We start from the raw sequence: 21,186 nt of genomic DNA on the forward strand, positions 1-21,186 counted from the left end.
CACCCTCATTCTGCATGGACGGACGCGCCGGCGGAAGAGCGTCGACGCGCGGCGACGAACAGTCCTCCCGACACCATCATCAGCAGGGCGACCGCGAGCAGACCCCAGGCCATCTCGGCACCGGTCGTGGCGAGCGGATCCGCCGCGGCGACATCGACCGTCGCCTCGTCGGTCAGCACGGCGTCCTCGGTCTGCTCGCTGGGCGAGGTGACCGTGACGACGTTGCTGACCGACGGGTACGCGGCTTCGCCGACGTTCACGCGCAGCGCGAGGGTGATCTCCTCGTCGACCGCGAGGCCGTCCTCGAGCGTCCAGGTCACGACCTGGCCGTCGACCTGCACTCCCTCATCGGGAGATCCGGCGAAAGAGAGCCCGGCGGGCAGCACGTCCGTCACGGTGATCGGCCCCGGGTCGGCGGTGGGACCGTCGTTGCGCACGACGATCTCGTACGACCCGGCCTTGCCGACCTGGAACTCGCCGACCGCGGTCTTGCTCACTACCAGCGCGGCCATCGGCGGCACCGTGACGACGTCCGACGCACGGTTGTCGTCGGGGGTGCGGTCGGGGTGCTCCTCCGTGATCTCGGCGGCGGAGACATCCGCCACGTTCACGACCTCGGAGTAGGCCGCGACGAGCACACGGGTGCTCACACCCAGGACGGATGCCGTCTCGCCCGGCGCGAGGGGCAGCGCGTAGCGCGCGACCACACGGGTCCCGGCCGTCGCGTCCTCCGCATCGACCGGTTCGACGCTCTCGATCGACCAGTCGGTGCCGACCTCGTCGCCTGCGACCGTCGTGACCTCGAGCCCGGCGGGCACGACGTCGGTCACGACGACATCCGTCGCCTCGGACGGACCGGCGTTGCGGACCTCGAGAGCGAACGCGAGCTCGTCGCCGATGCGCACGGCGGCTGCGTCGTGGGTCTTCGTGATCGAGAGATCCACCTCGCGAGCGATCGTGAGATCGGCCGAGTCACCGTCGTTCTCGGGGTTCGAGTCCGGGGTGCCCGACGACACGGATGCCGTGTTGGTGAGCACCGTGCCGTGCGCGACCGACGGGTCGACGGCGGCCTCGAACTCGATCGAGGGCGCAGCGGCGCCGTTCACGAGGCCCGCGTCCGCCGGCAGCATCGTGAAGGTCACGGTCTGCGGATCGGCGTCGTCGGCCTGCGCGGACCATGCCTCGACGGCGTCACCGGTCAGACCGGTGAAACGGATGCCGGAGGGCAGCGCGTCCGTGACCGTGATCGGCCCGACCGCATCGCTCGGTCCGGCGTTCTCGACCTCGATCCGGTAGCGCACGCTCTCCCCCGCGACCGCGGAGGCGATCTCGGCACCCTCGGCGTCGACCGCCGTCTTGACGAGGCCGAGGTCGGCATCCGTGGTGACGTCGATCGCGGCATCGTCGCTGTCGGAGTGCGGCGAGGTGCTGCGGCTGTCGGTCCACGACAGGTTCGCCGTGTTCGTCAGCTCGGTGCCGGTGGGCACGTTCGACTCGATGAGGGCGACGACCGTGATCGTGCTCTCCCCCAGCGGGTGCCCGCGACGGATGCAGCTCTGCGCGTCCTCGTCGCACGTCCAGCCCTCGCCCGCGATCGAGACGGGGGCGAGGCCGGCCGGCAGCACGTCGGTGAGGAAGGCGTCCGCGACGGACGGCCCCTCGTTGTCGACCGTGATGGCGTACTCGACCTCGGTGCCGGCGATCCACGGACCGTCGGCGACGTCCTTCTGCACCGTCATCTCGGCGAGGGTGACGATGTCGATCTCGGCCTCGCCGTGGTTGTTCGCGGGGTCGAAGTCGTCGGGCCCCGTCACGTCGGCCTCGTTCACCAGGGTCTGCGGGCGAACGTCTGCGGCCACGTCGGCGGTGACGACGATCTCGATGGTCGATCCGACCTCGAGGGTCTGCTCCTCGGTCAGCACCGTCCACGAGATCGCGCGGCCGTTCTCCGACACCGTGGGGGTGGCGGCTGCTGCCTCCACTCCTGCGATCGAGATGGTCGACGAGCTGTACGTGAGACCTGCCGGGAGCTGATCGCTGATCGTGATCGGCGCACTCGAGAAGCTCGGCCCCTCGTTCGTCACCGTCAGCAGGAATCGCGTCTGCGTGCCCGCGGTCACCTCCGGGGTCTCCCCCTCGGCGACGGCGACGCCCTCGACATCCATCGCCTGCTTGAGGATCGCGAGATCCGCGACGCGGTCGGAGTCCGTCGTGTCGCCGTCGCGCGGCTCGTTGGTGGCGTTGGTCGCCGATGCGGTCGCCCAGTTCTCGACAACCGAACCGGGCGCGAGCGCGGCGTCGACGTCGTAGGTCACGACGAACGCGCGGGTGTTGTCCCCCGCGGCCGCCGGCACGGTGCCGTCGACGGTGAACGTGTCGTGGGTGTCGGGGCCCGCGACGCGGGTCCAGGTGCCCGTCACGTCCTCGACGGATGCGAAGGCGAGCATGCTCGGCACCTCGTCCTCGACGCTGACGTCGCGGGCATCCGCCGGTCCGTTGTTCGTCACGACGACGCGGTAGCTCACCGTCTCACCGGCGACCACGACGGGCAGCGGCCCGCCGAACTGCGCGGCGTCCTTCCAGACTCCCTGGTCGTTCACGACGCGCGTCTTGGTGATGGCGAGGGTCGTCGCATCCCCCGGGGAGACGGTGACATCGTCGGAGTTGTTGGTGGTGGTCGGATCGGTGGTCGCCCCCGGGGTGACGGTCGCCGCGTTGACGATGTCGCCGTCGTCGGGCGTCCACGATGCGAGCACGGTACCGGTCAGCGAGAGATCCTGCGCGGGACCGACCGCGAGCTGGGTGCCCGTGAACGTCCAGGTGATCGTGTCACCGGCGGTGGCGGGCCAGCCGTCGGATGCCGAGGCGGTCCACGCCGTCAGCCCCGCCGACGGGTCGGCCACGCCGGTGATCCCCTCCGGGATCGTGTCGGTCACGGTGATCTTGTCGTCCGCCGTCGACGCCGACACCGAGGGGCCGTTGTTGCGCACCGCGATGCTCCACGTGATCGAGCGTCCGGCGGTCACCTCGGCGGTGTTCACCGTCTTCTCGATCGCGAGATCGGCAGCGCTCGAGATGGGCTTCGTGGCCGTGGCCGCGTTGTCCTTCGCGATGTCGGCCGGCAGCTCGTACGTGCGGCCGGTGACGCTCGCGGTGTTCTCGGCGGTCCCGGTGGCCGGGGCCTGGATCGTGACGTTCGCGACCAGGACGATCCGGTCGGAACCGTCGGCCTTCAGGGCCGTGCCGGTCGTACCGACGACGAACGGGTCGGCTGCCGTGCCCGCACCCGAGAGCGAGAGCGCGGTGCCCGTGGTGTCGGCGGCGCCGCTGTAGTACCGCGCGGTGAAGGAACCGGTGGTCACGCCGTCGGGGAGGACGGCCTCATCGGTCACGCGGAACGGACCGTTCGCGGCATCCGGTCCCTGGTTGGTGACTGTGATGCGCCACTGCGGCTGCGTGTACCCGCCGCGCACCGTGTCGCCGGCCGTCCAGGCGCCCTGAGCGTCGCCGCCGATCGCCTGCTTGACGATCTTCAGGTCGGCGCGGGCGATCTGAGCGTTCGCCTGCGCGTTCGTGTCGACGTACAGGCCGTTCGCATTACGGGTGACGCCCGTCCGATCGGTGGCGGAACCCGTGAGGGTGTTCGTGTGGTTGGTCGCGAGGCCCGCTCCCGCCGTGGTCACGGCATCCGCGAGTGGCTTCGAGGAGAAGGTCACGACGACCGTGCGCTGCGCATCGGTCGCCCCGCCTGCGGTTCCCGGAAGGAACGCTGCTCCCGTCTCCGACCCCAGCACCCAGGTGAGCACCTGGCGACCGTTCGCGGTCGTGATCGTGGGCGCGTCGAGGGTGATCGCCGCCTGGCCGGCCACCGAGATGCGCGGCGCCACCGAGTCGTCGAAGCGCCAGTCCGTCGGAAGGGTGTCGGTGAGGGTGACGGTCTGGGCGGAACCCGCACCGACGTTGCGGGCCTGGAGGGTCCAGGAGAACGCCTCGCCGATGAAGGCCTGGGCACCCGGCGTGGTGACGCTCTTCTGCAGCTGGATGCTCGGGAAGAGCGGGGTGATCGCCGCGCTGCTCGTCGTGTTGGTGGTGGGGATGGCGGCCCCGCCCGGGCGGGTCGAGCCCGGACGGTAGACCCAGCCATCGGACGACGCCGACGAATACTGCGTGACGCGAACCGTGTTGTTGAGGGCGATCGCACGCAGCGACTCCGCGGAGATGAAGCTGCCCTCGTAGACGAGGTCGCGCACGTTGGCACCGCTCGCGTTCGAGAGCGGACCGGCGAGGGTCCAGGTGATCACGCCGCCGCGGCCGTCGCGGATGGCGTCCTCATCGGAGAACACGGCCTCGTCGAACACGCTCTGCTTCGTGTCGATGCGCACTCCCGCGTCGACCGTGTCGGTGACGACGATCCCGTGAGCAGGCGCCGTGCCCGCACCGGTGGCGTTCGTCACGCGCACGCGATAGGTGAAGGATTCGTCGGGGTTCCCCGTCTTGCTCGCCGCATAGGTCGAATCCGCGGCGCCCGTCGTCTTGACGGCCTTCGCGATCGTGACGCTGGGGTGGAGCAGGGTCACGGTGGCGGTCGAGGTCGGCGTCTTGCGGTCGCCCGGTGCGGTGGATCCGTTGACCGAGCTCCAGGCGAAAGTGCCCGTGTTGCTCGGCGCCGCGGCCGTCACGGCGTTCGTGATACGCGCCTCGAACGTGACGGTGATCGTGCGGTTCGCCGACCACGCGAGGATGTCGTCGGGACCGACGCTCCAGGTGAGCGTCCGCCCGTTCAGCGACGGGGCGCCGATCACGGGCGTGTTGGGAGCGCCCGCCCAGTTCGCCGTCTCGGTGTGCGTGCCGCCCGAGAGGTACTCGACTCCGACCGGCAGGGTGTCGGACAGCACGACGTCGTAGAAGTTCGTGCTGGCCGGCAGCGTGGTGGTCAGGGTGTAGGTGACGACGTCGCCGACCGGTGCGGAGCCCGGCTCGACGGTCTTGAGGATGGATGCTTCGGGCATGCGCACCGTCGCGGAGCTGATCGCCGCGACCGTGCCGCGACGGTCCGACGTGTCGGTGTCATCGCCCACCGCGAGCGGGAGCGTGTATCCCTTGAGCTCGGCACGGTTGGTGAACGTCGACCCGCCGCCGGCCTGGGTCTCGACCGTTCCGGTGTAGGTGAGCGTGGGCGCACCGGTCGGGCCGGTTCCGTTGATCACCGGGATGATCCACTCGATGAGCGTTCCCGGACCGGTGCCCGGCTGGATCACGTTGCCCGTACCGATCGCGCAGTCACCGATGATGCGCGGATCACCGGACGTGGCGGAGAGATTGCTCGGCGTGATCTCGGTCGGCACGCAGTCGAGCACGACGGCGTCGTAGAACGAGACGCGGTTCGCGCCGTTCTCCGCACGCAGCGTGTAGGTCACCGTGCCGTCGGCGGCGACCGTCGCGGACGATGCCGTCTTCGTGAGCCGCGGGGCGGGCTCGATGAACTGCACCTGGGCGTTCGCGGTGCGGGTGAGGCGCGCGTTCGTGTTCGTGCTGTTCGGGTCGCCGAAAGTCAGTGTGGCCGTGTTCGTCAGCTGCGTGCCGTTGGCGATCTGCGGCTGGCTTGCGTTGGCCGTGTTGGCATCGCGGTCCTTCACCCACACCGAGATCTGCACGCGGAACGTCTGGGCTTCGTCCGTGCCGTTCGTGTACGTGCTCGGGAAGGTGAGCACGCCGCGCGCGGCGCCCGAGGTCTCGGCGGTCCGGAAGCCGTCGGCCTCGTCGGCCGTCTCGATCTCTTCTCCCGTCGGACCGAAGAACTTCGCACTCCCCGCCACGTACTGGTACGTGACCGTCGCGCCACCGGTGCTGAGCGCGCCGTTGTCGGAGAGCACGGCATTGCGGATGGAGGTGCGGGCCGGGATGGTCATCGAGTACTCGAAGGTCGCGTACTCCCCCTGCACGATCTGCGACGCGGAGTTGCGCGCCGAGGTGCCGAGATCCGTCTGACCGAACGGCGTCCCGGTCGTCGGGCCGACCTCGGTCGACAGGAGCTTCTTGGCGACGGTCACGTCGGGCAGGTGCACCTCGGCGGTGCCGACCGTGTCGACATCGGATGCCGCGACCTCACCGGCCTGCGGGGTGCGGTTCGTGAGCTGCTGGCCACCGGCATCCGCCTGCGGCACGACGGTCGTCGTCTTCGTCGCGGAGTTCTCGATGCCGTAGCTGACGATGCCGGCCGTGTTCACGTAGCTCTGCGTGAGCTGTGCGGCGGCGCCGCCGTTCGTCGCGCCGGCGGGAACCGTGAGGGTGTAGCCGAGCGAGAGGCCGCGGACGACCTCGGGCGCGGCGTTCTCACCCGTCGTCGCGGGGGTGCTGCCGGGAACCGAGGCGCCGACCGTCCAAACGATCACCGAGCGCCCGCTGTACGCAGGCGTCAGAGTGATCCCGTTCGGCAGCTCTCCGTCGTCGTAGGCGACCGCGGTGACGTCATCCGCCGTCGTGTACGGCGACGCGGGTGCGGTCGCACCGCCGTCGTAGGTCGCGGCGGTGAAATCGGCGACGTCCGCCTTCTTCACCCCTGCCGGGAGAACGTCCCACACGACGTAGTCGGTGGTCGAGTTCTGGGGGGAGGTGACGTCGATCCGGTACTCGACCTTGTCGTTCTGCACGACCTGGTTCGTCTCGGTGCGCGCGCCGAAGGTCGTACCGTTCGGGGTCGCGGTGCCGTTGACCGCGGCGATGCCCTTGGTGAGCGTCGAACCCCAGTCGAGGTCGATGCCCGCGTCGTCGCGGCGGAAGGAGATCTCGCCGTTGACGTTCACCTGCTGGTACTTCGCCTGATTCTTCGGGCTGTCGACCTCTTCGCGGGACGCGGACTGCGCCTGCACCTCACCGCGGATGTAGACGGTCACCGTGCTGCCTGCGGGCATGAAGCGGTGGTCGCTGCCCCCGCGGTTGCGCGAGCCGAACTCCCAGGTGAGCGACGACTCGGTCGTCACCGGGTTCGGGATGAAATCGGCCGGGAATCCGGAGGAGCCGTAGGCGACCGGGGTCGTCGTCGATGCGCCCGCCGGGAAGCCCGTGTACGCGTAGCGGACCTCCTGCAGTGCGACGCCCTCGGGGAGGTAGTCGACGAGCTCGGCGTTACGGATGTCGATCCCCTTCGCGAACGGGATCTCGATGCGGTACCAGACCGAGTCGCCGGGCGAGAACGGCTGGAGGGCATCCTTCACCCAGGCCTCGGGGTCGGTGGTGAGCTCGCTGCCGCGCTCGAGAACCGTCTTCGTGAGTCCGGTGAAGCCCGAGGTGATGATCGCGGCGGAGTCGTCCGAGACGAGGCGGGCACCGCCGACGCGCGCGCTCAGCGCCGGGTCGTTCGCGATCGCCGCGATCGGGTCGGTCTGCGCCGTGACGGTGACCCGGTTGACGAAGCTGTCGCCCGAGCTCGTGCCGCCGCTGGTGCCGCTGTAGTTGGGGCGCTGCATGACCGAGTAGCGGCCGGTCATCGTCTCGCCCGCGACGAGGTCGTCGGCGGAGAAGACGACGGTGAACGTGCCGTCGGTGCGGTCGTAGTCGATCGAGACGACCGTCAGATCGTCGGAGAGCACGGCGCCGCTCGCGGCGGTCGGGTAGTTGCACGCCTCGCCGGGGACCTCGGAGTTCCAGCGCTCGGACGTGACCGTCGCGCCGTCGATCAGGAGGGTCGCGGCCGCCTCCCCCGCAGGGAGCGCGGGGCAGAGACCGTTCGGGATGACGTCGGTGAGGATGATGTCGCTCGCATCGACGTACTCGCTGACGTCGACCTGCATGGAGTAGACCGCCACCGATCCCGTCGAGAACAGTCCGCTCGAGTCGACGCTCTTGAGCACGCGCACGTCGACCGCCTCGATGATCTCGTCATCGTCGTCGGAGCTGGCGCGCAGCGACTCGTCGCCGCCGAAGACCGGCCCCTGGTAGGTGCCGACGACCGACGCGACGTTGCGGAGTGTCTGCGCGGTGGCCGGCGCATCCGTGGCACCGTGGCGGGTGGAGGCGCCGGTGTTGTTGTCGAGGTTCGCCGCCTGTGCGCCGCTCTCGGCAGACGGGGCCGTGCCCGCCGCCCACTGCGCGTTGGCGAACAGCGGGACGACAGCGCGGTACTGGAGGGTACGGGTCTCGTCGGCCGCGAGGTCGCCGAGCAGCCACGTGACCTTGGTGTAGACGCCGGCGCCGGAGAGTCCGAGAGCCAGCGCCTGGGCCTCGGTGAGCGACACCGTCTCGACGGTCTCACCGTCGATCGCGCCACCGGCGAGACGAGGCGCGGTCGGGTACTCGGCACCCGGTGCCGAGTTGTCGACGGTGGTGCCGTCACCCAGGTATTCGATTCCGGCCGGGAGGTAATCGGTCACGGTCGCGCCGAGGGTCGCCTCGCGCCTCGTGTTCTGCACGGTCACGGTGTAGACGGTGGGCTCGCCGTGCGCGCCGCGCAGACGCTCGTCCTCCGCGCTGGGCTCGGATTTGGTGACGCGGAGCGCCTTGACCGGCACGTCGTCATCGGCGAAGCCCGTACCCGACGTGTGGTCGGCCGTGCGGGAGACGCTGGTCGAGCCATCGAAGGTGGGCAGACGCGCGGGGTCGTCGCTGGTGAACGCTCGGATCGAGAAGTCGATGCGGCTGCCGACCGGGTAGGCGTCGGATGCCGGGGCGATCGTGATCGTGGAGGGAACGGTCGCACCCTGCGGAAGGTCGTTGACGTTCGACCAGACCCAGACCTGCTGACCGGCGGGGACCGCGCACAACTGCGGCTGAGCGGAGCCCGTGGGGGCGGCCACGAGGCCGAGGTCGGTGCAACTCGGGAGATCGGTGGTGGCCGTGCGCGTGCGGTTGGGCAGCACCTGACCCTCGGTGAAGATCGTCGGGGCACCGAACTCGCCGCCCGAGACGAACGAGACGGATGCCGGGACCATCGCCATGAGGCTGAGGTTGAACTGGCGTCCGCCCGAGGTGTTCGAGACGGCGACGTCGAAGCCGACGTTCTCCTCGGCGAGGACGAAGTCCTTTCCGGCGCCCGAGGGATCCACGCTCTCGACCGAGACGCTGGGCGTCCAACTGTTGGCCGATGCCATCTGAGCCGAAATACCGGCGACGAACGCCCCGGCGATCACGGAGACGATGGCGGTGATCGCCGTCAGCTTCCGGGCGTGCTGCTGCTTCTGCGAACGCGCGTTCGAACGCATGGTGATACTCCCCTTTATCCCGCGCGCCACTCCCCGGCGCGCAGGCTCTCCCCGATACAGGCAGGCGCACGCAGATCAGCGGCTCAGGGAAGCTTCGGGTTTCCCTGGCCGCTGCAGCGCCGGTTCGACCTAGGGCTCGAACACATGCCTGCTTTGCCATGCTTTCGCATAGCGGTATTCACCATATCCAACACTTCGTGTTTTATTCAACTGGATAGGGGAACGAGTTTGGGATACCGGATTCTCGGGTGTCCGGGCAACACAAAAGGGGCCGGACCCGAAGGTCCGACCCCCTGTGCAGGAAGCAGATGCTTACTTGATGATCTTCGTGACCGTACCAGCGCCGACGGTACGTCCACCCTCACGGATGGCGAAGCCGAGGCCCTCTTCCATGGCGATCGGCTGGATCAGCTCGACCGTCACGTCGGTGGTGTCGCCGGGCATGACCATCTCGGTGCCCTCGGGCAGCGTGATGACGCCGGTGACGTCGGTGGTGCGGAAGTAGAACTGCGGGCGGTAGTTCGTGTAGAACGGGTTGTGACGGCCACCCTCGTCCTTCGACAGGATGTACGCGGTGCCCGCGAAGTCGGTGTGCGGCGTGACCGAACCCGGCTTCACGATGACCTGGCCGCGCTCGACGTCCTCACGCTTCGTACCACGGAGCAGGAGACCGCAGTTCTCGCCGGCCCATGCCTCGTCGAGCTGCTTGTGGAACATCTCGATACCCGTGACCGTGGTCTTGACGGTCGGACGCAGTCCGACGATCTCGACCTCGGAGTTGATGGCCAGGGTGCCACGCTCGGCGCGACCCGTGACGACGGTTCCACGACCGGTGATCGTGAAGACGTCCTCGACGGGCATCAGGAACGGCTTGTCCTTGTCGCGCACCGGGTCGGGCACGTTCTCGTCGACGGCCTCCATGAGGTCGAGGATCGACTGGACCCACTTCTCGTCGCCCTCGAGGGCCTTGAGAGCGGAGACGCGGACGACAGGAGCGTCCTCGGCGAAGCCCTGCGAGGCGAGCAGCTCGGAGACCTCGAGCTCGACGAGCTCCAGGATCTCCTCGTCGTCGACCATGTCGGACTTGTTCAGCGCGACGAGCAGGTACGGAACGCCGACCTGCTTGGCGAGCAGAACGTGCTCACGCGTCTGAGCCATCGGGCCGTCGGTGGCGGCGACCACGAGGATCGCGCCGTCCATCTGAGCCGCACCGGTGATCATGTTCTTGACGTAGTCGGCGTGGCCGGGGGCGTCAACGTGCGCGTAGTGGCGCTTCGGGGTCTCGTACTCGATGTGCGAGATGTTGATGGTGATACCACGCTGGCGCTCTTCCGGCGCCGAGTCGATGGAAGCGAAGTCGCGCTGCACGTTGGTGTCAGACGGGAACTTGTCAGCAAGCACCTTCGAGATCGCTGCGGAGAGCGTGGTCTTGCCGTGGTCAACGTGACCGATGGTTCCGATGTTGACGTGCGGCTTGGTCCGCTCGAACTTGGCCTTAGCCACTGGGTCCTCCTCAGGACGTCGTGTAGAGGGTGCCGGGCACTGGATTGCGACCGGTTCTCTACGGGTGTGAATCTCAGTTTAGTAGAGAGGGAATGTGAAGTTGTAGGGGACCTGGGAGCCGGGCCGGAACCCGGCTCCCAGAAGTTGTTACTCGCCCGCGGTCTTCTGGACGATCTCGTCGGCCACGTTGCGGGGAACCTCAGCGTAGCTGTGGAACTCCATCGAGTAGACCGCGCGACCCGAGGTCTTCGAGCGCAGGTCGCCGATGTAACCGAACATCTCGGACAGCGGCACCTGGGCACGGACGACCTTGACGCCGGCGGCGTCCTCCATCGACTGGATCTGGCCACGACGCGAGTTCAGGTCACCGATGACATCGCCCATGTACTCCTCGGGAGTACGGACCTCGACGGCCATCAGCGGCTCGAGGAGAGCCGGGCTGGCGCGGCGAGCCGCTTCCTTGAAGCCCATGGAGCCGGCGATCTTGAACGCCATCTCCGAGGAGTCGACGTCGTGCGCGGCACCGTCGACGATGGTCGCCTTGACGCCGACCATCGGGTAGCCCGCGAGGACTCCGACGTTCATGGCGTCCTGGAAACCGGCGTCGATCGAGCCAATGTACTCGCGCGGGATGCGTCCACCGGTGACGGCGTTGACGAACTCGTAGGTGTTCTCGGAGTCCAGGTCCATCGGCTCGATGGTGAACTGGATCTTCGCGAACTGACCCGAACCACCGGTCTGCTTCTTGTGCGTGTAGTCGTGCTTCTCGACGGCCTTGCGGATCGTCTCGCGGTACGCGACCTGGGGCTTTCCGACGTTGGCCTCGACGTTGAACTCGCGCTTCATGCGATCGACGAGGATGTCGAGGTGCAGCTCGCCCATTCCCTTGATGGTCGTCTGACCGGTCTCGGGGTTGAGCTCGGTGCGGAAGGTCGGGTCCTCTTCAGCGAGCTTCTGGATGGCGACACCCAGCTTCTCCTGGTCGGCCTTGGTCTTCGGCTCGATGGCGACCTCGATCACGGGCTCCGGGAACGTCATCGACTCGAGGACGACCGGGGAGGCCGGGTCGGTCAGGGTGTCACCGGTGGTGGTGTCCTTCAGACCGATGACGGCGTAGATGTTGCCCGCGGTGACCGAGGGGACCGGGATCTCCTTGTTGGCGTGCATCTGGAAGATCTTTCCGATGCGCTCCTTCTTGCCCTTGGTCGAGTTGATGACCGCGGAGCCCGACTCGAGCGAACCCGAGTAGACGCGCACGTAGGTCAGACGACCGAAGAACGGGTGCACCGCGACCTTGAACGCCAGCGCGGCGAACGGGTCGTTGGCGTCGGGGTGACGCTCGATGATCTTCTCGGGGTCCTTGGGGTCGTGCGCCTCGATCGAGCCCACGTCGAGCGGGTTCGGGAGGAAGTCGACGACCGCGTCCAGCATCGGCTGCACGCCGCGGTTCTTGAACGCCGAGCCGCAGAGCACCGGGTAGATCTCCGAGGCGACCGTCATCTTGCGGATGGCGCCCTTGATCTCGGCGACCGTGAGCTCCTCACCACCGAAGAACTTCTCGAGGAGTGCGTCGTCGCTCTCGGCGACGGTCTCGAGCAGCTGCTGGCGGTAGGAGTCGGCCTTCTCCTTGAGGTCGGCCGGGATCTCCTGGATCTCGTAGGAGGCGCCCATGGTCACATCACCCTTGGCGTCACCCGCCCACACCAGTGCGCGCATCTCGATGAGGTCGACGACACCGATGAAGTCGCTCTCCGCGCCGATGGGCAGCTGGATGACCAGCGGCTTGGCGCCGAGGCGGTTGATGATCGTGTCGACCGTGAAGTAGAAGTCGGCGCCGAGCTTGTCCATCTTGTTGACGAAGCAGATGCGCGGGACGTTGTACTTGTCGGCCTGACGCCACACGGTCTCGGACTGGGGCTCGACGCCCTCCTTGCCGTCGAAGACGGCGACGGCACCGTCGAGGACGCGGAGCGAGCGCTCCACCTCGACCGTGAAGTCCACGTGACCGGGGGTGTCGATGATGTTGATCTGGTTCTTGTTCCAGTAGCAGGTCACGGCGGCAGACGTGATCGTGATGCCGCGCTCCTTCTCCTGTTCCATCCAGTCGGTGGTCGAAGCACCGTCGTGGGTCTCGCCCAGCTTGTGGTTGACACCCGTGTAGAACAGGATGCGCTCAGTCGTGGTGGTCTTGCCAGCATCGATGTGCGCCATGATGCCGATGTTGCGGACCTTGCTCAGGTCGGTGAGCACGTCTTGTGCCACGGGAGTGTCCTTATCTTTTCTGGCAGTCGTACTGCGAAGAGGGGGTGCCCGCCCCCGACGGATGGCCGGGGGCGGGCGGAGCTGTTTACCAGCGGTAGTGAGCGAACGCGCGGTTCGACTCGGCCATCTTGTGGGTGTCTTCGCGGCGCTTGACCGCGGCACCCAGGCCGTTCGAGGCGTCGAGGATCTCGTTCTGGAGACGCTCGGTCATCGTCTTCTCACGACGACCCTTGGCGTAGCTGACGAGCCAGCGCAGCGCGAGGGTGTTCGCGCGGTGCGGCTTGACCTCGACCGGCACCTGGTAGGTCGAGCCACCGACGCGGCGGCTGCGGACCTCGAGGGTGGGGCGGACGTTGTCGAGCGCCTTCTTGAGCGTGGCGACGGCATCCTGACCGTTCTTCGCCTCGACGCCGCGGAGGGCGCCGTAGACGATCGACTCGGCCAGCGACTTCTTGCCGTCGACGAGGATCTTGTTCACCAGCGAGGTGACGATCGGAGCGCCGTAGACCGGGTCGTTGACGACGGGGCGCTTGGGGGCGGGACCCTTACGAGGCATCTAACTCAACCCTTCTTCGCGCCGTAGCGGGAACGAGCCTGCTTACGGTTCTTGACGGCCTGGGTGTCCAGGGCGCCACGGACGATCTTGTAACGCACACCGGGGAGGTCCTTGACACGACCGCCACGGACGAGCACCAGCGAGTGCTCCTGGAGGTTGTGGCCCTCACCGGGGATGTACGCGGTGACCTCGGTGCCGTTGCGGAGCTTCACACGGGCGACCTTGCGCATCGCCGAGTTCGGCTTCTTCGGGGTGGTGGTGTAGACGCGGGTGCAGACCCCGGCCTGCTGCGGGTTCGACTTGAGCGCCGGCGCCTTGGTCTTGGTGACCTTGGGCGAGCGACCCTTGCGAACCAACTGCTGAATGGTTGGCACGTTCTCTCCTCATAATGCTGCACGGTGACAGCGTGATGGGTTTCACATCATGACCCACCGGCACGTCCGAACGGACGCGCTTTTGGTGTGGTGGGTATGCCGTGGGGGCGGACCGACCATGGGGCCGGCGCCCAGCGCGCACGTCGAGACGTGCACACACCTGACCAAGTGTAATGGCGCGTAACCTGCCGGTCAAATGACCGCGGGCTCCCCGCGCGGATGCCGTCGCTAGCTCGGGTCGGCGTCGAAGGGCGAGTCGAGCGACTGGGTCAGCTCGGCGAGGAGCGCCTCGATCTGCGGCTCGATGTGCTGCGCGATGGCGGCCTGGATCGGCAGACGGTGCCGCAGCAGCAGACCGCAGATCTCACGGCCGACCATGTTGGCGTACTCATCGGCCAGACCGACCTCCTGGCGCAGCGCCACCTTCGCCTCCTCTGTCAACGGCGGCAGGGGTGGCAGTGTCTCGGCCGCGTCGTCGGCGAGGCCGGCGATCGTGAAGAGGAACGGCGCGCCCGGAACCGGGTCGGGATCGAGCGGCAACCCGTCGAACTCGGGGTCGAGGTCTTCGGCCGGGCGGTAGCTGCGCGCGCGGTTGCGGGCGGCCTGCTGATCGAGTTCGCGCTGCAGCATCGGCAGGTTGCGGGCGGTGTAGTCGGCGACCGCGTGATCGACGATCGTCTTCAACCGCGTCGAGAGCCCGTGCTGCACGCCGTGCGGCACGTTGGCTCCGATCCCCGCGGCGGAGAGCAGAGGGGAGCCGAGGCACCGGCGGCACGGCGCGATCCGACCGCGATGGGTCGCCGGCTCCCAGCGCGGCACCCAGCGCAACCAGGCCTCGACGGCCTGGTCGACCTGCGTCTCCAACGAGCGCTCCACCCCACCAGGGTACGCGCGAGCGGGCGCTCCGCGGCGACACGCCGGGAGAGCGGCGCGTCACCACCGCTCATCACTCCGCGTCTTCGTCGCGTTCCCAGGGCCAGCGCGGATGCCGTGCGCGGGTGCGCCGCAGGGCGATCCCGGCCCAGGCGCCGATCGCGGCGGCCAGGAGCAGCACGGCACTCGCTCCCCCGCGCACCAGGTCGCCGGCGACCGCCGTCGCGAGCAGCGCGCTCCCGGCGACGCTCGCCACGGCGATCCAGACCGCGGCCAGATGCACGAGCGCCGTCGCCACCGCGATCACGAGCGCCGAGAAGAACGACGGCCCGGGGCGACGGACGACCGACCAGAGCAGGACGGCGAAGGCGAGCACGGCCGCGGCCATGCCGCCGATGCCCGGCCACTGCCCCAGCCCCGGCGTCGCGATGATGACGCTGTCGGTGAGCACGCTCACAGCACCGAGCCCGAAGATCGCCAGCGCGAAGAAGCCGATGGTGGCGAAGACCACCGCCAGGACAGGCGAAACCCCCGCGGACTCGGGTCCACGGGGGTTCGGCATCGGCGTGTGCGTCATTACCTCGACAGCGTCGGGCCGGCCTCGAGGGTGCGCTCGTACTCGCGCTGCGCCTCGAGGTTCAGCTCGGTCTTGCGGGCACCGCTGCGGGCGACCCACGCGCCGAACCAGATGGTGAGTTCGCGGGCGAACACGAACGCGACGATCGCGAGCGGGGCGAGGAGCTGGCCGCCGATGAGGTCGGCGCCCTCGGAAGCGGTGAGCGTCCAGAACTGCGCCTGGAAGAGCTGTCCGAGAAGGTGACCGCCGTACGCAATCGCGCCGACGATGATGCCGAAGACGACCCAGAGGCCCCAGCGACCGCGGTTGATGATCGCGCCGAGCAGCCAGAAACCGAGGAAGAAGACGGCGACCGGCACCCAGTATCCCGCGGTCTGCAGCGGTGCGAGAGCGGCCTGCCCGATGTTGCTGCCGTCGACGTCGCCCGCGAGCGCGCCCAGCCCGAGCGTGGCGCCCAGGTAGAGCACGGCGAAGGCGAGGGTGGCGAGGAGCCCGATCGCGCCGGCCGTTCCACGGTTGCCGCGGTCGCGCGGCGGCTCGGGAGCCTGGACGAAGATCGGCTGCGGCTGCGAGGGAGCGGCTGCGGCGAACGCCGGCTCTGAGGGGACGATGGTGGTCTCGGCGTCGGCACGCGAGGAGTAAGCGGTGTCGGCGACCGTCGGCGTCTCGTCGACGTACGCGGTGGGCGCGGCGATCACCTCGGTGGCCTCGGCGCCGTAGAGGGGCTCGCGGCGCTCGACCGGAGCCGAGAACGTGCCCGGGTGATCGCGCTCCGCGGCCTCGAAGGCCGCGAGATCGGGGTCGACGGCCGGAGCGGCGGTCGCGGCATCCGTCGTGGCGGGCTCGGACACGGCGGCACCGGAAGCGGCGTCGCTGTGGATGGCGGCGTCACCGTGGGCGGCGTCGTCACGGATCGCGGCGTTGTCGCCGGCGGGCACGTCGGCACCGGCCGCGGCGGCGGCGTCGAGACCCTCGTTCGCGCTGTCGAGGACGTCGTTGACGTCCTTCGGCCGCTCGGGCTGGGGAACCTCGGGGTCACTCATGGGGTGCGCCTCTCATCGGAAGTGTGCAGTGCGAGGGTACCGCCGCCCGCGGACGCGCTCCGGGAGGCGTGCCGACGTGTCGGCATTCACCCTCCGGGGCGTTCGGGAAGCGACGGTCCCGCTCAGGGGAAAATCGATCGCAACGTGTCGCCGGCGAATGCGGCGAGCACGGGCATCATCGGCAGGGAGAGCCAGATCAACCCGGCGACGACACCGGCGCAGACCACTCCCGCGAACCAGCTCATCGCCAGGTTGCGTCCACCGACTCGTGCCATGCCTTCACGCTAGGACCGAAGTATCGGTTGCGAGCGGAGCAACGCCGAGACGCCCGCGTGTCGCCGGGCCACGGGCGCGAGGGGCGCGGGTTGCGCACTCTCGGTACACTCCCTGTATGGCTGACAGTTCCTTTGACATCGTCTCGAAAGTGGATCACCAGGAGGCCGAGAACGCCCTGAACCAGGCCCGCAAGGAGATCGAGCAGCGCTACGACTTCAAGGGCACGGGCGCGTCGATCGCCTGGAGCGGCGAGCAGATCCTCATCATCGCCGGCACCGAGGAGCGCGCGAAGGCCGTGCTCGACGTGTTCCAGTCCAAGCTCATCAAGCGCGGCATCTCGCTGAAGAGCCTCGACTCCGGCGACCCGTTCGCCAGCGGCAAGGAGTTCCGCATCGTCTCGACGCTCAAGGACGGCATCTCCTCGGAGAACGCGAAGAAGATCAACAAGATCATCCGCGACGAGGGCCCCAAGGGCGTCAAGAGCCAGATCCAGGGCGACGAGCTGCGCGTGCAGTCGAAGAGTCGCGACGACCTCCAGTCGGTGATCGCCCTCCTCAAGGGCTCCGACCTCGACGTCGACCTGCAGTTCATCAACTACCGCTGACCGCGTCGTCACCCGTTCGTGAAGCCCCGCCTCGGCGGGGCTTCACGCGTTTTCGGAGGCCGCTTCACCAAGGTCGTACACCCACTCGTTGATCTCGAGCGACGCTCCGCGGAACTCCTCGACGAGCGATCCGACCTGGGCGAATCCCGCGCGACGGCACACGGCGTTCGATGCGGCGTTGTCGACGCCGGGGAAGGCCGTGAGCATCCGTCGCTCCCCCGCCTCGGCCCGCGCCTGCGCCACGACCAGCGCGACCGCGCGTGCGGCGATCCCGCGCCCCTGCGCCTCGGGCAGCACGAACCACCCCGTCTCCCACGCGTCGGTGTCGCGCCAGCGAACCGGCCAGAAGCCGATCGACCCGACCGGCACCCCACCCTCGAGGATCACCGACATGTGCGCCTCGCCCGAAGCGTTCAGGCGCAGGTAGCGCGCGTGGCGCTCCTCGACCTGGGCATCGGTCTCGGAGCCGTTCAGGTGCGACGTCATCGCGGGCGCGTTGGCCCGGTGCAGGAGCGGCAGGTCGCCGGAACCCCAGGGGCGCAGAGTGAGCTCGTCCATCCCCGGAGCTTTCCACGGACCACGGACACGCACCAGAGCGACGCATCACCGCGGCATCCGCACAGGCCAGCCGCAAGAACTCCGCAAGAACGATAGGCACGGCGGCCCCACAGGTGCATGATGTAGTTTCCTGCGGGAGCGTATGGGGCGCTCCCGCAGCACAGCAGAACCGAAGACAGCAGGAAGCACGACAGCAGGCGCACCGCGCGACCGGGAGGCGCGACGCCGGCGGTGGTGAACCGACGAACTTACTGGGGGTAAGTCGATGAGCAGCATCGAAACCACACACATCGGCGAAGGAAAACAGCTCCTCGCAGACGAGGTGTTCCACCACATCGGCCAGCAGATCATCGACGGGGTGATGGAGCCGGGCCACCGCATCCGCGACGTCACCGTCGCCGACGAGCTCCACGTCTCGCGCACGCCCGTGCGCGAGGCCCTGCAGCGCCTCGAGCGTCTGGGACTGGTCACGATGTATCCGAGCCGCTACACCGAGGTCACCCTCGTCACGCCCGAGATCGTGCTCGGCACGCTCGAGTTCGCCGGCTACCAGGCGGGCGTCTCCGCGCGCATGGGCGTGCCCAAACTGACCGAGGTCGAGCGCGCCTACCTGGCGGGACTCGTCGAGCGACTGCACACCACGCTCGACGATGCCGCGAAGACGTCCGAGAGCCGGTGGGCGGTCTTCTCGTATCTCACGCACCGCGCGGGCAACCCCCAGCACAGCGCCCTCGTCAACGACTCGAGCATCGCGCTGTTCCGCAACCTCCGCAACTGGGTGGTGCCCGTCGAGGACCGCGCTCACATGACGCAGGTCTACGCCGACTTCCGCGATGCGGTGGAACGGGGAGACGGCGACGACGCCGAGCGTCTCGCCCGCGCCATGTACTACGTCTGACGTCAGCGGGGCGGAGCGCCGCCCGCGTCACCCGGCGGATCGCCACCCTCTCACCCAGCGGTCGAGCCGCCGATATGCGTCCTCGCGCGCGTCGTGCGCCGAGAGGAACACGTCGTGCAGCGCACCGTCGATCCGCTCGACGGTGACCGACGGCCCGAGGCGCAGCGCGGCGCGGGCGATGTCCTCGACGACGAGCACGGTATCCGCCCGCGTGAGCTCGTCGGACCACCGCGTCGGCGACGCGAACCGCGCCGACAGCAGCACGCACACCGGTGCCGTGATCGACAACCCCGCCGCGACCGTGCGGTGCCCGCTGAGGATCGCGTGCAACCAGCCGGCGTGCACCGCCATGGTCTGCTGCGGGCGCCAGCGGAGGTCGACCTCCATCGGGTCGTCGGGATCGGCCACCGCCTCCTGCGCCCGACTGTAGAAGCCGAGATCGATCTGCGGTGCGGCATCGAGCGGGCGCAGCCGCGCCTGCAGCTCGACCATCGGCGCGATCGCCGCTCGCGCCGCCGCGAACTGGAACTCCAACCACGGACTGTTGAGGATCACGGCATCCGCCATCCCCGGATGCCGTGACGCCCAGAGGCTCAGCGTCAGCCCGCCCGTCGAGTGTCCGAGCAGCACGAGGCGACGAGGCGACGCCGCGGCATCCGCTCCCCGACCCATCGCGTCGAGCGCCGCGGCGATGTCCTCGTCGTAGGTCGCGAGGTCGGTCACGTACCCGGGCGTCTGCCCGTCGCGCAGGCTGCGCCCGTACTTGCGCAGATCCAGCGCGAAGAACCGCGCGCCGCGCGAGGTCCAGAACCGTGCGAGGCGCTTCTGGAAGAAGTAGTCCGACCAGCCGTGCACGTAGAGCACGTCGACATCGTGCAGGAGCGGCATCCGTCCCCGCACGCGCTCCCACCACCCGACGGATGCCGGCAGCGCGCGCACCAGGGTCGCGACGACCGGGCCCTGGTCGTCGTCGGCGAGCGGCAGCGTCAGCTGCTCGAACTCGTCGCCGAGGACGTCGGGGATCCAGTGCGCGGAGCCGGTGTCAGCCATGCGGCCAGGCTATCCGAGGGCGACTCACTCCCCGCGGGAGACGCGCACCATCTCGTCACGCGGCACGACCTTGACGCGCGCCCGCTCGTGCGGAGCACCCAGGGCGATCTCGTGCTCGTCGAGACGGTGCCAGCCGTCGAGATCGGTCCACTTCACGTCGCGCTCCTCGAGCAGCGCCGGGATGGCCTCCTCCGAGGGGTCCTCCGGGTGCCACCACGAGCCCTGGTCGTTGATGATGTGACGCACGGTCTCCATCGCGTCGGACTTGGTGTGGCCGATGAGCCCGACCGGTCCGCGCTTGATCCAGCCGGTCGCGTAGATGCCGGGAACCTTCTCGTTCGAGTCCTTCGCGAGCACCTGCCCCTCGCGGTTCGGGATCACGCCGTGCTTCTTGTCGAAGGGCACGCCGGGCAGCGGCGAGCCGAAGTAGCCGATCGCGCGGTACAGCGCCTGGATCGGCAGCTCGCGCATCTCGCCGGTGCCGATCGCGCCGCCCTGCCCGTCGGGCTGGGTGCGCTCGTAGACGAGCGCCGCGACGCGACCGCTGTCGTCGGTGCGCACCTCGACCGGGCGCGCCCAGAAGTGCAGGTGCAGGCGACGGGATGCCGTTCCGCCGGCGTTGTTGACCGAGTCGAGCTTGCGCCACGACTGCAGGATGCGGTCGATGACCATGACCTGCTTGTTGCTCGCGACGGCATCCTTGGCGGCATCGTCGTAGTCGAAGTCCTCGTCGTAGACGACCATGTCGACGTCGCGCAGCTCGCCGAGCTCGCGCAGCTCGAGCGGGGTGAACTTCACCTGCGCCGGGCCCCGGCGTCCGAAGACGTGCACGTCGGTGACCGCGCTGGACTTCATGCCCTCGTAGACGTTCTCGGGCACCTCGGTGACGAGCAGGTCCTCGGCGTGCTTGGCGAGCATGCGCGACACGTCGAGCGCGACGTTGCCGTTGCCGAGCACGGCGACGGACGCCGCGTCGAGCGGCCACTCGCGCGGCACGTCGGGGTGCCCGTCGAACCAGCTGACGTAGTCGGCCGCACCGTAGGAGGCGACCGCGTCGATGCCGGGGATGTCGAGAGAGGTGTCGCGGATCGCGCCGGTCGCGAAGATCACGGCGTTGTAGTGCTTCTTGAGGTCGTCGAGCGTGATGTCCTCGCCGAAGCGCACGTTGCCGAACAGGCGGATGTCCCCGCGGTCGAGCACATCGCGCAGCGCGTTGATGATGCCCTTGATGCGGGGATGATCGGGGGCGACGCCGTAGCGGACCAGACCATAGGGCGCCGGCAGCTGCTCGAACAGGTCGATCGAGACGTCGAACTTGCGCTCGGCCTTCAGCAGCAGGTCGGCCGCGTAGATCCCGGCGGGTCCTGCACCGACGATGGCCAGTCTGAGCTTGGTCATGGAGGTCCTTTCGTATG

General features: G+C 68.8%; 14 protein-coding genes. 2 read left to right on the forward strand and 12 right to left on the reverse strand.

Going from position 1 to position 21,186, the window contains the following annotated elements; all coding sequences use genetic code 11:
* Positions 1-5: 5 nt before the first annotated feature.
* From KV396_RS02865 to KV396_RS02905, 9 genes are all read right to left on the reverse strand, one after another.
* Positions 6-9,197, reverse strand: coding sequence for a DUF11 domain-containing protein (locus KV396_RS02865; RefSeq protein WP_247956751.1), 9,192 nt, complete (start codon positions 9,195-9,197; stop codon positions 6-8).
* A gap of 312 nt (positions 9,198-9,509) precedes the next feature.
* Positions 9,510-10,700 carry an elongation factor Tu gene (gene tuf / locus KV396_RS02870; RefSeq protein ID WP_042538710.1) on the reverse strand — a complete coding sequence of 397 codons (1,191 nt, stop codon included), beginning with the start codon at positions 10,698-10,700 and terminating at the stop codon, positions 9,510-9,512.
* 147 nt (positions 10,701-10,847) lie between these two features.
* Positions 10,848-12,962, reverse strand: coding sequence for an elongation factor G (gene fusA / locus KV396_RS02875; protein ID WP_282185368.1), 2,115 nt, complete (start codon positions 12,960-12,962; stop codon positions 10,848-10,850).
* An 85-nt stretch (positions 12,963-13,047) separates the two neighbouring features.
* The gene (rpsG, locus tag KV396_RS02880; RefSeq protein ID WP_017201608.1) at positions 13,048-13,518 is read right to left on the reverse strand and encodes a 30S ribosomal protein S7; all 471 of its coding nucleotides are present in this window, start codon (positions 13,516-13,518) and stop codon (positions 13,048-13,050) included.
* Positions 13,519-13,523: 5 nt separating this feature from the next.
* The gene (gene rpsL, locus KV396_RS02885) at positions 13,524-13,892 is read right to left on the reverse strand and encodes a 30S ribosomal protein S12 (RefSeq protein WP_017201609.1); all 369 of its coding nucleotides are present in this window, start codon (positions 13,890-13,892) and stop codon (positions 13,524-13,526) included.
* Between the two features lie 228 nt (positions 13,893-14,120).
* Positions 14,121-14,768 (reverse strand): spermidine/putrescine ABC transporter substrate-binding protein, encoded by a 648-nt coding sequence (locus tag KV396_RS02890; RefSeq protein ID WP_247634094.1) that lies wholly within the window; start codon positions 14,766-14,768, stop codon positions 14,121-14,123.
* Between the two features lie 70 nt (positions 14,769-14,838).
* Positions 14,839-15,276, reverse strand: a complete 438-nt coding sequence (locus KV396_RS02895) for a hypothetical protein (protein WP_247956752.1) — start codon at positions 15,274-15,276, stop codon at positions 14,839-14,841.
* A 65-nt stretch (positions 15,277-15,341) separates the two neighbouring features.
* Positions 15,342-16,385, reverse strand: a complete 1,044-nt coding sequence (locus tag KV396_RS02900; RefSeq protein ID WP_247956753.1) for an ABC transporter — start codon at positions 16,383-16,385, stop codon at positions 15,342-15,344.
* 122 nt (positions 16,386-16,507) lie between these two features.
* On the reverse strand, positions 16,508-16,660 hold the full coding sequence (locus tag KV396_RS02905; RefSeq protein WP_247634091.1) for a hypothetical protein: 153 nt from the start codon (positions 16,658-16,660) through the stop codon (positions 16,508-16,510).
* 116 nt (positions 16,661-16,776) lie between these two features.
* Here KV396_RS02905 and KV396_RS02910 point away from each other — a divergent pair, with 116 nt between their 5' ends.
* Positions 16,777-17,265 carry a YajQ family cyclic di-GMP-binding protein gene (locus tag KV396_RS02910; protein WP_247625188.1) on the forward strand — a complete coding sequence of 163 codons (489 nt, stop codon included), beginning with the start codon at positions 16,777-16,779 and terminating at the stop codon, positions 17,263-17,265.
* Positions 17,266-17,307: 42 nt separating this feature from the next.
* Here the strand turns inward: KV396_RS02910 and KV396_RS02915 are convergent, their stop codons facing one another.
* The gene (locus KV396_RS02915) at positions 17,308-17,823 is read right to left on the reverse strand and encodes a GNAT family N-acetyltransferase (protein WP_247956754.1); all 516 of its coding nucleotides are present in this window, start codon (positions 17,821-17,823) and stop codon (positions 17,308-17,310) included.
* A 265-nt stretch (positions 17,824-18,088) separates the two neighbouring features.
* On the opposite strand from KV396_RS02915, the gene KV396_RS02920 reads away from it, so the two are divergent.
* Entirely contained in the window at positions 18,089-18,721 is a 633-nt protein-coding gene (locus tag KV396_RS02920; protein ID WP_247956755.1) for a GntR family transcriptional regulator, read from the forward strand.
* Between the two features lie 27 nt (positions 18,722-18,748).
* On the opposite strand, the gene KV396_RS02925 is transcribed toward KV396_RS02920, so the two are convergent.
* Positions 18,749-19,771: an alpha/beta hydrolase gene (locus KV396_RS02925; protein WP_247956756.1), complete on the reverse strand. Its 1,023-nt coding sequence runs from the start codon at positions 19,769-19,771 to the stop codon at positions 18,749-18,751.
* A gap of 24 nt (positions 19,772-19,795) precedes the next feature.
* Positions 19,796-21,169, reverse strand: coding sequence for an FAD-dependent oxidoreductase (locus KV396_RS02930; protein ID WP_247634087.1), 1,374 nt, complete (start codon positions 21,167-21,169; stop codon positions 19,796-19,798).
* Positions 21,170-21,186: the final 17 nt, after the last annotated feature.

Source organism: Microbacterium galbinum, from assembly GCF_023101185.1.
Lineage (GTDB): Bacteria > Actinomycetota > Actinomycetes > Actinomycetales > Microbacteriaceae > Microbacterium > Microbacterium galbinum.

Coding starts and splice junctions, on each gene's coding strand:
- KV396_RS02865 (WP_247956751.1), bottom strand. CDS start 9,197: ATGCGTTCGAACGCGCGTTCGCAGAAGCAGCAGCACGCCCGGAAGCTG.
- rpsG (WP_017201608.1), bottom strand. CDS start 13,518: ATGCCTCGTAAGGGTCCCGCCCCCAAGCGCCCCGTCGTCAACGACCCG.
- KV396_RS02900 (WP_247956753.1), bottom strand. CDS start 16,385: ATGAGTGACCCCGAGGTTCCCCAGCCCGAGCGGCCGAAGGACGTCAAC.
- KV396_RS02905 (WP_247634091.1), bottom strand. CDS start 16,660: ATGGCACGAGTCGGTGGACGCAACCTGGCGATGAGCTGGTTCGCGGGA.
- KV396_RS02910 (WP_247625188.1), top strand. CDS start 16,777: ATGGCTGACAGTTCCTTTGACATCGTCTCGAAAGTGGATCACCAGGAG.
- KV396_RS02915 (WP_247956754.1), bottom strand. CDS start 17,823: ATGGACGAGCTCACTCTGCGCCCCTGGGGTTCCGGCGACCTGCCGCTC.
- KV396_RS02920 (WP_247956755.1), top strand. CDS start 18,089: ATGAGCAGCATCGAAACCACACACATCGGCGAAGGAAAACAGCTCCTC.
- KV396_RS02925 (WP_247956756.1), bottom strand. CDS start 19,771: ATGGCTGACACCGGCTCCGCGCACTGGATCCCCGACGTCCTCGGCGAC.
- KV396_RS02930 (WP_247634087.1), bottom strand. CDS start 21,169: ATGACCAAGCTCAGACTGGCCATCGTCGGTGCAGGACCCGCCGGGATC.